The organism is Streptomyces sp. NBC_00341 (assembly GCF_041435055.1).
Lineage (GTDB): Bacteria > Actinomycetota > Actinomycetes > Streptomycetales > Streptomycetaceae > Streptomyces.
Genome location: NZ_CP108002.1, coordinates 4,097,468 through 4,112,245, shown reverse-complemented (window position 1 = coordinate 4,112,245; position 14,778 = coordinate 4,097,468). Strand labels below are relative to the sequence as shown.

The following is a 14,778-nucleotide window of genomic DNA, read 5'->3' as shown; positions in this document are numbered from 1 at the left end:
GAATCTCGCAGCGCGGCGTCCGGCTAGGCAGGCGGCGTTGGGAGCCGTGCCGCCTGTCCGACGTTCGGAGCTCTGATCAAGCTGCACTCAGATAATCGGCTCCGTATTTGTCGAACACCGAGCGGATGTCGTCCTCACTATTCTTTCCTTGCGATGCCAGGTCAGCGAACGCTTGTCGCACAGGGTTTTCCAAGAGGTCAACGTACTGGAGACCGCCCTGACCGTCATCTATCACGGCCCACACCCTTGCCAGGCCGTGACGTCGCTCCATCGTTTCCAACGTCCCAGTGAGGTCGAACTTGCCGTCGTTGAGCTCTTTCGCCCAAGCGGACAGCGCGGCCCATTTCGGGACGGTGTCCCCCAAGTCCGGTCGATGAGGGTCGACGATATCCACGACGATTATGTTTTCCTCCTGCCGGAAGAAGACGAAGTCGGGGTACATCACCCGCTGCTTGCCAACCTCGCCCCACGGGACGCCGATGGCCTGTGTGCCGCCAGCCGGGTTGCGGTACCAAGCGACTATCGTATTGCGGTCTAGTTCTGTCTCGAGGACGCGTTGCTCCCAGGAATTCGACGGTTCCCACGGGTACATGTCCGTCGGATAGGTCTCGTCGGTCTCCGAATCGGAGATCTGTCCTGCTTTGGCCGACAGCAGGTGTTTGGGCCACCAGCAATCGGCATTCCTGACCGTGGCTTGGTCGGGTCGTGTGATCGTAGTGGGTTCAGAGGCTCGAGACTGCGCCAGTAGCAGATTGGCCTGCGCGAGGGCCTCACGGTCACCCAACAGCTTGCTCTTGCCATGCTTATACCAGTTGGTGAACAAGTTTTGCGCGGTCTGTTCGACTGTTTTAACGGAATCGGAATGGAAGGCGACGGCAGCCGTGTAAAGACGTGCCCGATCTGGATCGTCAGGGAATCGCGTGTCGCAGAGGCGGTCCCATAGCCAGATCGCGGCTCCGCCGGGCAGCTTCCGCTTGGCTGCGTTGAACAAGTCGACGACGTTTGCGGCAGATACGGCTCGGGTGCCCTCGGCGGTACTGACCACCTCGCCAGTCATCCAGTCGACCGACAGGGTTGTAAAAGAAATTGACTCGTAGTCTTTGACTGCCGCATCAATCGACTCGACAATGTCGTCCCGTTCCATGTAAGAGATGAGCGCATCCGTGATGGCTTTGCGTACCGTCTTGGACCCAACTCCTGAAACGCCGTGACCTGCGAGAATCAGGCCGAGAGTGGTGGCCCGGTCGACGTTGCTGCGCGCAGTCTTAGTTGGGCGAGTATTTGTCGGGAAGTCAGCGAAGACGGTCCAAACAGCGTCACGGACGTCCTTTGAAACCAGTGGATTACGTTGCAGCGCTACGGGGTTGATTTCGACGTCGGAGGGGATTACGTCGTCGCCGCTCTTCAGGCGGTCCACAACCCGTTGAACCGTTTCTTTATTGAAGTGAGGCAGGTATACCCACACCTGGTTTAGAGCATCCATGGTCTCGACGCGTTGTGCCAAAGGTGTGCGGACCATTCGGCCGAGTAGTTGGGTGATGTAGGTGTCGTCCTCGGCGCCGCGCAGCGAGATCAGCACCTCGGCGCGGGGGCAGTCCCATCCGGTAGTCAGGGCTTCCTTAAAAAGAACGACCTTGATCCCGGCAGTCTCCTGAATTTTTGAGGGTTCGATCCATCGAATTGTGTGCTTGCCAAATTCCTGCGCTCGGTGCGTTTCCAGGGCATGTACAAAATGGTCACTTCGCAGCGACCTGTCCGAGGCTACGAGAGTGTCAATCAGGCGTTCAATGCGAACCTCGGACTCGGCGGCGGGAATCTGCACGAGCAGAACCGGTTCAACCGCTGCTAGTCCCTCAGCCTCTGTGTACTGCCCCCAAGACTGGGTCATATCTTGCCGTTTTTGAGCGGCCCATTCCAACAGTGTTGCGTCAGCGATTTGGGCGTCGGTAGGGTGGGCGATTACCACCTTGTCTTTGACCAGGCCGGACTCGCGCACCAGGTCGATATCCACACCAATGTAGCGCATCGACATGGAGGAGCCGACTAGATTGACAAATCGGTCCGGTGTTGCAGAAATGCCCAGGACGACTGGGGCAGGGTGGGGCAGGTCTTTGTCGCCCTTGACTAGGCGGCCCAGAAGAGTATTGCCGCCGCGCGCCGGCTTTCCGGTACCGCGGTGGGCCTCATCGATTACAAGGAGGAAATTAGTACCGAGATCCTTTCCCGTGCCGTTGATGGCGTCCCACAGACTGAAATCGCGCCCATCACCCTTCTGAAAGGTCGTGGCACCAGCGCCCAGCTTCTGGGTATTGAGGAAGTAGATTTTTCCGCTCTCCATCGAGGGAGCGTTCAGTGGATCCTCGTCGCCAATGACTGGTAGTCGGTCGATAGTGAAACGAGAAGAGAACCGCATGAACTTATCCCGCGTTTGCTCATTCAGGCTCGGGTTGTCCGACACCCAGAGCACAGACAAACGTGGATTTCCTGCGTGGCCTCCCCCACCGAACATCAACTGCTCGATCACTGCGGCGGCCATGATTGTTTTGCCTGATCCAGTTGGCGCGGACAGGGAGATAGCCGTGCGGTCACCGTCCTCGCGGAAGTCTGTGACGGCACGGCGAATGCGCTTAGTGACATCGGCTAGGGCAGCTTCCTGATAGCCCAGCAGGGTCATTGACATAATTAGTTGCCCCCAATGTTGATCTCGAAGGAGGATAGGTAATCCTCGTAGAGTCTGGTCACCCTTACCGTGTCGGGTAGGCTTCGCTCGACATGGTTGAACGCGGCGTCGGAGTCGGTGACAATATATGCGTGAGTGATATCCGTACGTCCCCTCACCGCTGCAACGAATCCGTCCCAGTGATCGGTATCGAACAGGACTCCGTAATTGGCGTCCCCAGGTACGGAGAAGGTGTCACATTCCGAGGCGATTACGGCGCCTCGTGCGCCCGCCTGGACCCACAGGAGATGTGCAATCCGTTCGAAGGCTCGTCCCCTCTCGACGCTGGTTCGGTCCAGGTACGTCAGGTCTAGAAAGCTGACGTTCGCCTCTACGCCTTCGGAGTACGCAGATCCGTCATCACGGACGCCCTTTACAACCGTTTTGATGCGCGGCTTGGTTACATACTCGAAAATTCCGCGTGCCTCCCACTCAGGATCCCCGGGTTTGAGACCCTCGGAAGCCAGCTGCTTGGCGGTCTTCGAATCAACCTCGTTATTTGTTACCAGCAGACACTGCCGGTTCCCATCGTCCTGCGCATTCATGCCCAAGACGGCCTCGCATGTGGATCCCGATCCGCCGAAGAAGTCGAGGACTACGGCATTTGGGTCGCGCATTGTGACTGCCCCGATCCATTCGGACAGGACGTTAGTGTCTTTCGGGAACTGGAAGCGCTTTTCTCCGAGCAGGCGGGCGAGCTCCAGCGAAGACGCGCGACGGTCGACGTCAATGAGCGGTCTCAGCGATTGTCCTTCGACCTCGTCGAGATAACGCTTGTAGTACGCGCCTGTGGTGTGATCTTCGCCAAAAAGGATGCGTCCCGCAGTCAACTTTTCCGTCATGGTGGTAGGAGAGTAGACCCAACCATTTTTCGGCATGCGAACGGGCAAACCTGTCACCGGGTGTGGGAGGTCGTACATTAGGTTCGGCCTGGGGTTCGGGCTGCTAAGGTCGGCTCGAAAGTACAGTCGACCGGTTTCGTCAATCTCGTTGTACCGGGCAACTCCCTTCTCCATCTCAGCCTTTTTGCCGCGCACTTTTGAGCGATAAAGGCGTGTCGCTTCGACCGGGTCGTCGGCAGCTTCCTCCCAAGCCTGCTTCGCTGTCTCAATTGCGAGGTCATACCCCTTTTTTGTCTGACTCCAGCGAGCGTCAGAGTCGATCAAAGCGTCACGAGACCTGCCGTAGATGAGCATGTAGTCGAGTCCGCCGGAGGTGAACCGTGCATCGTTCTTGCTCGACCCGATCCACGTTGCCGATGCAAGGAAGTTTGCCTCACTAAAAACCTGGTCCATGAGAAGCCGGAGATGGGCTTGCTCGTTGTCGTCGATTGCAATGATGATCACACCGGTCTGCCTCAACAGATCTCGGGCGAGACGGAGTCGCTTCTCCATAAAGGAAAGCCACTTGGAGTGCCGGTAACGGTCATCCCTTCCGACGTACTTGTCGTTATAGGTAAAGTCGCCACCGGTGTTATAGGGGGGATCGACGTAGATGCAGTCAATCTTGCCTACGTGCGTATAGCGCAAGGCCTGTAGTACGTGATGGTTCTCTCCATTTATTACGAGGTGGTGAGGCTTACGGCCGCCACGCTCCACAGTTTCAGAGGGGAGCAACCCCGGATACACCGGCTCACCGAAGACTCTCGCCGTTGTCAGGTCGGCGAGGGGGGCCTTGGTCTCATTACCTTCATCGTTCCGTAGGGTTGCAATTCCTTTGGAAAGAGCAGTGAGCTGCCATACGGAGTCGTCCTCGCGGTCCTGGAACATGACCGTGGAACCCAGTCGGATGGGAACGTCACGCAACCGGATGGCTTCTGGTAGGTGCTTTTCGAAGACAAGGCCGAAGGTGCGTCGGCTCTCCAGTTCAGCGACCTCACGCTGAATCTGGGCACGCAAGTTCGGATCGCTGATCTGCTCTATGAGCGTGTCGAGTCGGGCCACGACCCAGAGCCTAGACGCTGTTGCCAACAGGAAACGCCGAGGGCGGCAAGAAGCAAGTCGAGTCGGCGCACCTGACCGGCACGCGCGATCCCAGCGTGATGGTGTGCAGGCCGTTGCATCTGCGGTCGGTGAACGACATTGGCGCGAGTGATCATGGCCCCGTACTCGCGCGTCGGGCAGTCTGTGGACCTGCCCGGTAAAGCACGATGTTGGGGCCATGATCTTCGAGGCTCGCGCCAAAGTGGCTGGCTAGCCTCGATCGTTCATGAGTCCTTGTAGGTGTGCTGACGGGGACTCTGTGTTTGCGGGGTGCGGTCTTTTTGGGGCTGGGGCAGGTCGAGGGCCCGGCCGTCGCGTCGGGTGGGCGCCGGGTTCCACTCTCCCGGTCTGGTGGTGCGGTTTGTCGGGGCGGTCGGTGTGGCTGGTCAGCCGGGGTTCGGCAAGGCGTTGAGCTGGTCGATTGCCCGGGTGATCTCGTGGGTCCAGGGCCATCGGGCCGTGAAGCGGAGCCATTGGCGGCGGCCGGTGGTGACGAGCTGTGCGGCGGCGGAGAGCAGTCGCAGGCGGAGCTTCTGGGGTTCCCAGCGGCGGGTTTGGCCGGTCAGGGCGAGCATGGGCATCCAGGCGAGGAGGTCGAGAGCGAGGGAGACGATCTCCAGCCAGATCCGGTTCTGGGCGGTGTCGTGCAGGGGCAGGTTGCGCAGGCCGGTGTCGCGGGCGTTTCGGATGCGGTCCTCGCAGCGGGCCCGGCGGCGGTGACGCAGTTCGAGGTCGGCGAGCTGGCCGCCCTTGGCGTTGGTCGCGAAGCAGGTCAGCCGCAGTCCGTCGAGGTCGGTGAAGTGCAACTGGGCTCCGGGGTGCGGGCGTTCCTTGCGCACGATCAGCCGCATCCCCTTCGGCCAGGTGCTGAGGTCGGGCATGTCGGTGATCTCCGCGACCCAGGCGCCCACCCGCTCGGTGCCGTCGGCGTCGTAGGCCGGTGTCCAGCCCTTCTTCGGGATCTTCAGGACGGCCTGGTGGATGGTGTCGGTGATGGTCATTCCGACGGAATACGACAGCCACCGGCCCGGTCGGGTGAGCCAGTCGAGGAAGGCGTGGGTGCCGCCGGCGGAGTCGGTGCGGATCAGTGTCTGCCGGCCCCGCCGCAGGCGTGTGGGGAGTTGGGCCAGGGCGAGCCGGGTGGTGGTGATGTGATCGTCGGCGGTGTTGGAGCCCGCGTTGCCGGGCCGCAGCAGCGCGGCCACCGGTTCCCCGGATCCGAAGTACGTCTTCCAGACCTGCTGCTGGTCGGGGACGAGCTGGTCGATGACGATGTACGGGATGTCCACGATCCCTCCCTGGAGAATCACGCGTGGATGTTCCAGATGGCTGACGAGGTGCAGGCCGTCCCGCTCCGGGCAGCCGAAGCCGCGCTGAGCGGGACGGTTCTTCAGCGCCGCTCGACGAGAGAGCAGCGTGGGAGGCTCCGGCGGCCGAGCACGGGCAGGCGGTCCGGACGCCGGGAACGGCCTCAGCGGTCGGAGGGCAGGCTCGCGTCCGGTGCGACGGCGGAGGGCCGGTGGCCAGCGCCTTCGAGGAGAGGGCCAGCGTGCTCACGCAGTGCCCAGGCCGGGCCGACCAGGCCGGCGACGGCCAGGAACGTGAGCGCGATTCGGCCTCCGTGGTCGGACCGTGCGGTTCTGGACGCGGCGCTTCGGGCATGGCGGCGCCGAGCCCCGGTCATGAGGTGCCGCCGAGGGTCGAGCCGTCATCGAAGTGGAACTCGACGGGAACCGAACCTTGCCGGGCTCTCGGGTCGTAGACCGCGTCCCGGCCGGCCAGCATCGTGGCGTGGGTGGCCTTCACCGGCACGGGCCTGAGCGTTGTCCCGTCGGCGGGCGCGGACCACTGGGTCCCGCCCCCGGGCGGGCGCAGGTGGTAGGTCGTGGCGGAGCCCTCACCAGGGAGGGCGACCACGACCCCGAGGCGGTCCTCGCGGGCGCTGTCGGTGGCGAGGTCGCCGAGCCGGGGAGCGAAGGGAGCTGCCGTACCTAACCCGGCTCCCTGGGAAGGGAGGTGGGGAGAACGTCGTCGCGTCATGCCCTGAAGTTAGGGACAGGACAAGCCTCGAATATGAGCCGGAGGAATACGACCCCTATCCGTCCAGGTGAAAGCGGTCGGACATGCGCCGCAGCTTCTCCCGCGTGGCTGCTCGTTCCGCGTAGACGATGCTGCGGAGCGTCGAACGGGCGATGGGGTGGTTCCGTACGAGCTGGGGCGCGATCCGCTCAGCCGTCTCCAGCTCGGCCAGGGCCTTTCCCCGGTTCCCGTCCCACAGCCAGGCGCGCGCGACGTCCATGTGGTGGTGTCCCTGACGGGAGTTGGGCAGTGACCCGACCAGTACTGGGCTGGTTCGGCGGTCTATCTCCAGTGCCTTGCCCTGCTCGCCCATTTCCAGAGCCACGCTGATCGCGTGGATCTGCACGTTCCCGGCGGAGAACGTCAGCGAATGCCGGTCGTACACCGGTGCTCCGACATACGCGTCCATGCGTTCGGCAGCAGCCTTCGCGTGTCCGATCCGGTCCTCGGCCTCCGAGGCGCGGCCGGCTCGGGCGGCGGATACCGCAGCCCGCAGCTGCAGCGTGCCCCAGGCCCGCACGGCCAGCGGCTCGCCACGGTCGTACTCCTGCGCCACTGAGGTGATCGCCTTGTCCGAGAGCGTCAGAGCGTCGGCCCAGTCAGCCGTCGCCCACATGTCCCAGACCCTCATCCAGTCGGCGACGGCGGGCAGCACCGGATCTCCCGACAACCTGGCTGACCATGCGGCCCGCTCGCAGGCCATGGCGACCAGTTCGGGGTGCCCGAGGGAGTGGGCGGCGGTGTGTGCGAACTTGCAGCACACGGCGTAGATGGCGTACGCCTCCTCCCGCTCGTGCCCCTCCGACTCCTCCGCCAGGGCGCGCGCCTCGCGGAACAGGTCTGGGAGAACCCGGAGAATCGCCACGTTGGAAGCGGTGTCCCGCAGGCGGTGAAGCCGGGTCACCTCACTCCACAGCTGTGATGCGGGCCGCGGGGCCCCGTCGAAGACGGGGACGAGGTCGTAGCGACGCAGCTCGCGCAGGATCGACGAGGCGGCAACCTGCCACTGGTTGTCGTCGGGGGAGCTGCTGTACGGGCGCCCGATCAGGTCGTTCGGATGGACGTGCAACTCCGCGGCCACCTGGTTGAGCAGCCCGACCCGGTCCAGCTCGATCAGGCCACGTTCCATCTTCGACACCCAGCCCTGCGACTTCCCCAGGGCTGTCGCCAGGTCGGCCTGCGGTATGCCCAACCGCAGCCTCGCCCTGCGTACGCGCTTGCCGATCTCCTCGGCTTCCTCCAGCATCAGGACACCTCCCGGCCGCCGGACGATCCGGCGCGATCGCCGGCCTGTCCGTACAGAGTTCGTCTCCAGCACGGTACCCATGACGCGGCTTGCGCGTGTGTCGAGCTGCCGGGTGAGAGGTGACGGGCGCACGGCCCGGTTCTATCTCGCGGGGGCCTGTGCCGGTGTCGACCTGGTCGAGTCGCTGTTCACGCACTCCGGCCGGCAGGTGCGACGGTTCAGCCGCTGGTGGCACGTGAATCGCACGGGCTCTGAAAATGGTCTAGGCAACAAACAGGCCCTGGTCTCCGACCAGGGCCTTCGTCATGGAGCGGGTGACGAGAATCGAACTCGCGCTCTGAGCTTGGGAAGCTCATGTTCTACCATTAAACTACACCCGCGTACGCGCTGGCTGACCAGCGATGCATCGTCCCACACTGTACCCCATGGCGGGCCCCTCGATGTGTGTGCCCAGGTGGTGGGTGGGGCGGGAGGGTGTTGTGGTGCGGGGTGGATGCGGGTGGGTGGGGCGGGAGTTGGGGGCGTAGCGTGGGTTGTCGGAGTGCCGTGTGGAGTGGCGTCCTGTTCATCCCCTAATGTGGCTTTCTCGTCCACGGCTTGATGGGGAAGGGACTTGATGGAGTCCATGGAACGCACCGTCGTCCGCTGTGCCGAAGGGCACGTTTTCGCTACCGCCTCGTTCCCGATGCAGCAGCTCGGGTCCGGGCGGATCGGTCCCGGGCGGCTTATCCGCTGTCCTCGTTGCGCCCGGTTGCGGCATGCCGTGCCGGTGGGGTTCGAGGAGCGGTAGGGCTTCTGGGAGCGTGGTGACAGGCGCGCGGGGCGGCCCGATGTGGGTGGGTCCGCGCGTTCTGCGTATCCTCGGTGGGTGCTTCTCTCAGACAAGGACATCCGGGCCGAGATCGACGCCGGACGCGTACGTATTGATCCGTTCGATACGTCGATGGTGCAGCCGTCGAGTATCGATGTGCGGCTCGACCGCTACTTCCGGGTGTTCGAGAATCACCGCTACCCGCATATCGATCCCGCCGTCGAGCAGGTCGATCTGACCCGTACCGTCGAGCCGGACGGGGACGAGGCGTTCATCCTGCACCCCGGTGAGTTCGTGCTCGCCTCGACGTACGAGGTCATCTCGCTGCCCGACGATCTCGCGTCGCGGCTGGAGGGCAAGAGTTCGCTCGGCCGGCTCGGGCTGGTGACGCATTCGACGGCCGGGTTCATCGATCCGGGGTTCTCCGGGCACGTGACGCTGGAGCTGTCGAATCTGGCGACGCTGCCGATCAAGCTCTGGCCGGGGATGAAGATCGGCCAGCTGTGCATGTTCCGGCTGACCTCTCCGTCGGAGTTCCCGTACGGCTCCGAGCGGTACGGGTCGCGGTATCAGGGGCAGCGCGGTCCCACCGCGTCGCGTTCCTTTATGAACTTCCACCGGACGCAGGTGTGATGCCGGGTGAGTGATGACGTGCGGGAGAATCTGACGTACGACGGTTTCGGGCACGCCGTGCGGGAGCTGGCGCAGGCCGTGGCCGATGACGGGTACGAGCCGGATGTGGTGCTGAGCATCGCGCGCGGCGGGGTGTTCGTCGCGGGCGGGCTGGCGTACGCGCTGGACTGCAAGAACATCCACCTGGTGAATGTGGAGTTCTATACCGGGGTGGGCACCACACTCGAAATGCCCGTCATGCTCGCGCCCGTGCCGAACGCCATCGACTTCTCGGACAAGAAGGTCCTGATCGCCGACGACGTCGCCGATACCGGGAAGACGCTGAAGCTGGTGCGCGACTTCTGCATCGATCATGTCGCGGAGGTGCGGTCCGCCGTCATCTACGAGAAGTCGCACTCGCTCGTGCAGTGCGAGTACGTGTGGAAGAAGACCGATCGCTGGATCAACTTCCCCTGGAGCGTGGAGAAGCCCGTCGTGCGGCGCAGTGGGCAGGTTCTGGACGCCTGAGCTGCGATGGCGATGGACATGGAAAGACCCCCGGGGCCAGGCGGCCCCGGGGGTCTTTTCCGCTCCGTCAGATCGTGCCCAGCTTGAGGATCGACACCAGCGCGATCAGCTGGATCGCGCTCGCGCCCAGCGCCTTCGGCCACGGCAGGTCGTGGGACTTGCTCACCATCGAGGTGAGCAGGGCCGCCGCCGCCAGCCAGGTCAGCCAGCCGAGGATCTGGACCAGGGAGTTCTCGCCGCCCAGGAACAGCGCGAAGATCAGGCGCGGGGCGTCCGTGATCGACATGATCAGCATGGAGAGGCCCACCGTCGGCTGCCAGGCGCCGTCGCCGCCCAGCTGGCGGGCGAGCGAGTGGGTCACCGCGCCGAGCACCAGGCCGCCGATCACGAAGCCGGCGCCGGTGATGATGACGTAGGGGATGGCGTTGCCGACCGGGGCGTTGATCGCGTCGTCGCGGGCCTGGTCGAAGCCGAAGAGCGCCAGCAGGCCGTAGAGGAACGTGACGATGAGCGCCGGGCCCCAGACGGGGTAGTCGCGCATCTGCCAGAACGTCGGGGCGGGGCGCGTCACGATGCCGGTCAGCAGCTGCTTCCAGTGCAGGCGCGGGCCCGACGGCTGGACGGGGGCCTGACCGGCGCGGTAGGTGTTCCCGTCGCCGTAGGGGTCCTCGTTGATGCTGAAGGCCTGCGTGTGACCCGGGTTGTTCGCGTACGGGTCGCCACCCTGCTGCGGGTGCGGCTGGGGGTACGGATCGGCGAAGTACTCCGGCTCGTCCGGTCCACTGCCCTGGTACCCGCCACTGCCCTGGTACCCGCCACTGCCCTGGTAGCCGCCACCGGCCTGGTGGCCGCCGTTGTTCTGGCCGCCTCCGTTGTAGCCGCCCTGGTAGCCACCGCCGTTGTGCGGGGTGCCGTTTCCTCCCGTCGGCGGCCATTGCTGCTGTCCGTACGGCGGCGGTGCCTGATTGCCGTACGGCTGCTGCCGCGGTTGCTGCTGCGCTTGCTGCGGGGTGCGGTTGTCCCGGCCGCGTCCGATCCTGAATCCAGCCACGTAATCGAACGTACCTGGTCCGCCCGGGGTCGGTGGGAGGGGCGGGGGAACTGGACCGCCTTTGAGGCTCAGCTGTGACATCCCCTAAGGGAACCCCGGGGGGTTGTCCACAGGGACCCGGCAGGTCGCGCGCGGCATGGTCAGCCCGCGTTGAACAGCGCGCTGGTGAACGTGATCAGTGGGCGGTCCGGGGTGGCCGCCGGGTACAGGGCGATCAGGTCGGCCGTCTCGCCGCGGTGGGTGCGCACCACCGTGTCCGGCTTCCGGTCGCCGTCGAAGTCCGCGTAGCGCATGAGCAGGGTCGTTTCCGCGCGGGACGGGGCGCCGGCCCCCGGGCTCCCGCGCAGGGGCGCCGCCGGGAGCTTTCCGGCCGGGGCCCCGAAGCGGTACGCGCCGCCCGGCCGGCCCGGTCCGCCGGGGCTGCCGAGCAGCAGCGCGCCCTTGGCGGCCGTACCCGGCTCGTGGGGGCGGGCGGCGTACACCAGGTCGTCGTAGCCGTCCCCGTTCACGTCCGCCCGGGGCTCGGGCGCGGACAGCGCGGGGCCGGCCCCCGGGATGGTGCCCCCGGCCTTGTGCGGGCGGCCGTCGCGGGTGAAGGGGCCGCGCAGGAAGCTGAGCCGGCCCGCGCTCGCCGTCACGGCCAGATCGGGCTTCCCGTCCCCGTCGAAGTCGCCGCAGACCGGGTGATCTGGCCACTCGTTGCCGAAGCGGGCCCGGTCCGGGATGCGGAGCGCGACCGCCTTGCCGGTGAGGCCCGCGGGGGAGCCGAAGAGGATCTGCAGCGGTACGGGCGGGCGCCCGATGCCGTTGTACGGGGGGTCGGTGGCCACGACCAGGTCGGTGAAGCCGTCCCGGTCCAGGTCGCAGGAGGCCTCCGCGTCGAACGCCGAGGGGAGGGTGTCGCCGATCTTGGCGGCGTTCGCGTGCGCGCTCAGCAACTGGCGTACCGACGGGTCCAGGCCGCGGGAGGCGGCGCCGTACACGATGCCGATGCCCGCGTCGTCGCCGTGGGCGTCGGCCGCGGGCTTCACCAGGTGGTTGAGGACGAGGTCGCGGTGGCCGTCGCCGTTGAAGTCGTCGGGGGTGTGGCTGCCGGTGCCGCGCGGGACCGGGTGGCGCTGCGCACCGGCGAGCCCGGACAGCGCGGTGGGCGGGGCGTCGCCGTTCTTGCCCGGTCCGGAGGAGCCGGAGGAGCCGGAGGGGTCCGGGGAGCCGCAGGCCGCCAGCAGGAGGGCGCAGGCGCAGCCGGCCGCGGCGGTGGCCGTCGCCCTCGCGATTCGTATCCGCACTGGAGTAGCCCGCCCGCCCTCGTTCGTTCCGTGTACCTCGATGCCACGCCGGCCGCCCCACATGATGCGTCACCGGGGCGGAAAAGCAGAAGCGGCCGGTCCTGCCCCCGAGGCAGGTCCGGCCGCTTCCGCACCGCGGTGGCGGTACCGGTTACTTCACCGGTTCCGGCTCCGGCGCGTCCGCCGTTTCCGGCTCGCCCGCCGGGTCGGCCGGGGTCTTGACGGAGTCGAGCAGCAGCTGCGAGACGTCGACCACCTGGATCGACTCCTTCGCCGTGCCGTCGTTCTTCTTGCCGTTGACCGAGTCGGTCAGCATGACCAGGCAGAACGGGCAGGCCGTGGAGACGATGTCCGGGTTGAGGGAGAGGGCCTCGTCGACGCGCTCGTTGTTGACGCGCTTGCCGATCCGCTCCTCCATCCACATCCGGGCACCACCGGCGCCGCAGCAGAAGCCGCGCTCCTTGTGGCGGTGCATCTCCTCGTTCCGCAGACCCGGGACCTTCGCGATGATCTCGCGCGGGGGCGTGTAGATCTTGTTGTGACGGCCCAGGTAGCAGGGGTCGTGGTACGTGATCAGACCCTCGACCGGCGTCACCGGGATCAGCTTGCCCTCGTCCACCAGGTGCTGGAGCAGCTGCGTGTGGTGGATGACCTCGTACTCGCCGCCGAGCTGCGGGTACTCGTTCGCGATGGTGTTGAAGCAGTGCGGGCAGGTCGCGACGATCTTCTTCGTCGCCTTGGCCTTCTTCGTCGAGTCGTCCTCGTCATCCTCGCCGAAGGCCATGTTCAGCATCGCCACGTTCTCCTGGCCGAGCTGCTGGAACAGCGGTTCGTTGCCCAGGCGGCGGGCCGAGTCGCCCGTGCACTTCTCGTCGCCGCCCATGATCGCGAACTTGACGCCCGCGATGTGCAGCAGCTCCGCGAAGGCCTTCGTGGTCTTCTTGGCGCGGTCCTCCAGGGCTCCGGCGCAGCCGACCCAGTAGAGGTAGTCGACCTCGGTGAGGTCCTCGACGTCCTTGCCGACGATCGGGACCTCGAAGTCGACCTCCTTGGTCCACTCGACGCGCTGCTTCTTGGCGAGCCCCCAGGGGTTGCCCTTCTTCTCCAGGTTCTTGAGCATCGTGCCCGCCTCGGACGGGAACGCGGACTCGATCATCACCTGGTAGCGGCGCATGTCGACGATGTGGTCGATGTGCTCGATGTCGACCGGGCACTGCTCCACGCACGCACCGCAGGTGGTGCAGGACCAGAGGACGTCCGGGTCGATGACGCCGTTCTCCTCGACCGTGCCGATCAGCGGGCGCTCGGCCTCGGCGAGGGCGGCCGCGGGGACGTCCTTGAGCTGCTCCTCGGTGGCCTTCTCGTTGCCCTCCATGTCCTTGCCGCCACCGGCCAGCAGGTACGGGGCCTTGGCGTGCGCGTGGTCGCGCAGGGACATGATCAGGAGCTTGGGGGAGAGCGGCTTGCCGGTGTTCCAGGCGGGGCACTGCGACTGGCAGCGGCCGCACTCCGTGCACGTGGAGAAGTCGAGGATGCCCTTCCAGGAGAACTGCTCGACCTGGGAGACACCGAAGGTGTCGTCCTCGCCGGGGTCCTCCCAGTCGATCGGCTTGCCGCCCGACGTCATCGGCTGCAGCGCGCCGAGCGCGACCCCGCCGTCGGCGTCGCGCTTGAACCAGATGTTCGGGAAGGCGAGGAAGCGGTGCCAGGCGACACCCATGTTGGTGTTGAGCGCGACCGTGATCATCCAGATCAGCGAGACGCCGATCTTGATCATCGCGGTGAGGTAGATGAGGTTCTGCAGCGTGCCGAGCGCGAGTCCCTTGAAGGCGAGGACCAGCGGGTACGAGACGAAGTACGCGGCCTCGTAGCCGCCGACGTGGTGGATCGCACCCTCAAGGCCGCGCAGGGTCAGGATCGCCAGGCCGATGACGAGGATGACGTACTCGACGAAGTACGCCTGCCAGGCCTTCGAGCCCGCGAACCGCGACTTGCGGCCGGCCCGGGAGGGCAGGTTCAGCAGCCGGATGGCGATCAGCACGAGAATGCCGACCGTCGTCATCAGGCCGATGAACTCGATGTACAGCTCGAACGGCAGCCATTCACCGATGATCGGCAGGACCCAGTCCGCCTTGAAGAGCTGTCCGTACGCCTGGAGCAGCGTCGGTGGCAGCGTCAGGAAGCCGATGGCGACGAACCAGTGCGCGAAGCCGACGATCCCCCACCGGTTCATCCGGGTGTGGCCGAGGAACTCCTTGGCCAGGGTGATCGTGCGCTGTTTCGGGTTGTCCGTGCGACTGCCGGCCGGGACCGGCTGTCCGAGCGTGACGAACCGGTAGATCTGCGCGACGGCTCGGGCGATGAGCGCAACGCCGACCACGGTCAGCACCAGCGACACGATGATCGCGGCGAGTTGCATTGGGGGCTCCTCGGGCCTGCGAGGGTGGGTTCCAGCACCTAC

10 protein-coding genes and 1 tRNA gene are annotated in these 14,778 nt (G+C 65.6%); 2 read left to right on the top strand and 9 right to left on the bottom strand.

Translation table 11 applies throughout. The features are described 5' to 3' along the window. Positions 1-76 precede the first annotated feature (76 nt). From OG892_RS18490 to OG892_RS18465, 6 genes are all read right to left on the bottom strand, one after another. The gene (locus tag OG892_RS18490) at positions 77-2,674 is read right to left on the bottom strand and encodes a DEAD/DEAH box helicase (RefSeq protein ID WP_371629720.1); all 2,598 of its coding nucleotides are present in this window, start codon (positions 2,672-2,674) and stop codon (positions 77-79) included. Positions 2,675-2,682: 8 nt separating this feature from the next. Beyond that, positions 2,683-4,662, bottom strand: a complete 1,980-nt coding sequence (locus OG892_RS18485) for a site-specific DNA-methyltransferase (RefSeq protein WP_371629719.1) — start codon at positions 4,660-4,662, stop codon at positions 2,683-2,685. A gap of 425 nt (positions 4,663-5,087) precedes the next feature. Continuing rightward, positions 5,088-5,975: an IS1380 family transposase gene (locus OG892_RS18480; protein ID WP_371631652.1), complete on the bottom strand. Its 888-nt coding sequence runs from the start codon at positions 5,973-5,975 to the stop codon at positions 5,088-5,090. Positions 5,976-6,381: 406 nt separating this feature from the next. Next, positions 6,382-6,741: a hypothetical protein gene (locus tag OG892_RS18475; RefSeq protein WP_371629718.1), complete on the bottom strand. Its 360-nt coding sequence runs from the start codon at positions 6,739-6,741 to the stop codon at positions 6,382-6,384. Between the two features lie 55 nt (positions 6,742-6,796). Next, the gene (locus OG892_RS18470; RefSeq protein ID WP_371629717.1) at positions 6,797-8,026 is read right to left on the bottom strand and encodes a helix-turn-helix domain-containing protein; all 1,230 of its coding nucleotides are present in this window, start codon (positions 8,024-8,026) and stop codon (positions 6,797-6,799) included. A 306-nt stretch (positions 8,027-8,332) separates the two neighbouring features. After that, a tRNA-Gly gene (locus OG892_RS18465) sits at positions 8,333-8,406 on the bottom strand. Between the two features lie 488 nt (positions 8,407-8,894). Here OG892_RS18465 and dcd point away from each other — a divergent pair. Beyond that, positions 8,895-9,470, top strand: a complete 576-nt coding sequence (gene dcd / locus OG892_RS18460; protein ID WP_073733490.1) for a dCTP deaminase — start codon at positions 8,895-8,897, stop codon at positions 9,468-9,470. 6 nt (positions 9,471-9,476) lie between these two features. Continuing rightward, a complete protein-coding gene (locus tag OG892_RS18455; RefSeq protein WP_073733491.1) occupies positions 9,477-9,977 on the top strand; it encodes a phosphoribosyltransferase in 501 nt (166 codons plus the stop codon). A 67-nt stretch (positions 9,978-10,044) separates the two neighbouring features. Here the strand turns inward: OG892_RS18455 and OG892_RS18450 are convergent, their stop codons facing one another. The 3 genes from OG892_RS18450 to OG892_RS18440 all read right to left on the bottom strand — a co-directional run bounded on the left by OG892_RS18450 (position 10,045) and on the right by OG892_RS18440 (position 14,736). Next, positions 10,045-11,028, bottom strand: coding sequence for a Yip1 family protein (locus OG892_RS18450; RefSeq protein ID WP_371629716.1), 984 nt, complete (start codon positions 11,026-11,028; stop codon positions 10,045-10,047). Between the two features lie 140 nt (positions 11,029-11,168). After that, positions 11,169-12,317 carry an FG-GAP repeat domain-containing protein gene (locus OG892_RS18445; RefSeq protein ID WP_371629715.1) on the bottom strand — a complete coding sequence of 383 codons (1,149 nt, stop codon included), beginning with the start codon at positions 12,315-12,317 and terminating at the stop codon, positions 11,169-11,171. 151 nt (positions 12,318-12,468) lie between these two features. Continuing rightward, entirely contained in the window at positions 12,469-14,736 is a 2,268-nt protein-coding gene (locus OG892_RS18440) for a (Fe-S)-binding protein (protein ID WP_073733494.1), read from the bottom strand. Between the last annotated feature and the right edge of the window lie 42 nt (positions 14,737-14,778).

Bases quoted from the DNA above. Each gene is read 5' to 3' on its own strand.
- OG892_RS18490 (WP_371629720.1), bottom strand. From the start codon at position 2,674: ATGACCCTGCTGGGCTATCAGGAAGCTGCCCTAGCCGATGTCACTAAG.
- OG892_RS18475 (WP_371629718.1), bottom strand. From the start codon at position 6,741: ATGACGCGACGACGTTCTCCCCACCTCCCTTCCCAGGGAGCCGGGTTA.
- OG892_RS18470 (WP_371629717.1), bottom strand. From the start codon at position 8,026: ATGCTGGAGGAAGCCGAGGAGATCGGCAAGCGCGTACGCAGGGCGAGG.
- OG892_RS18440 (WP_073733494.1), bottom strand. From the start codon at position 14,736: ATGCAACTCGCCGCGATCATCGTGTCGCTGGTGCTGACCGTGGTCGGC.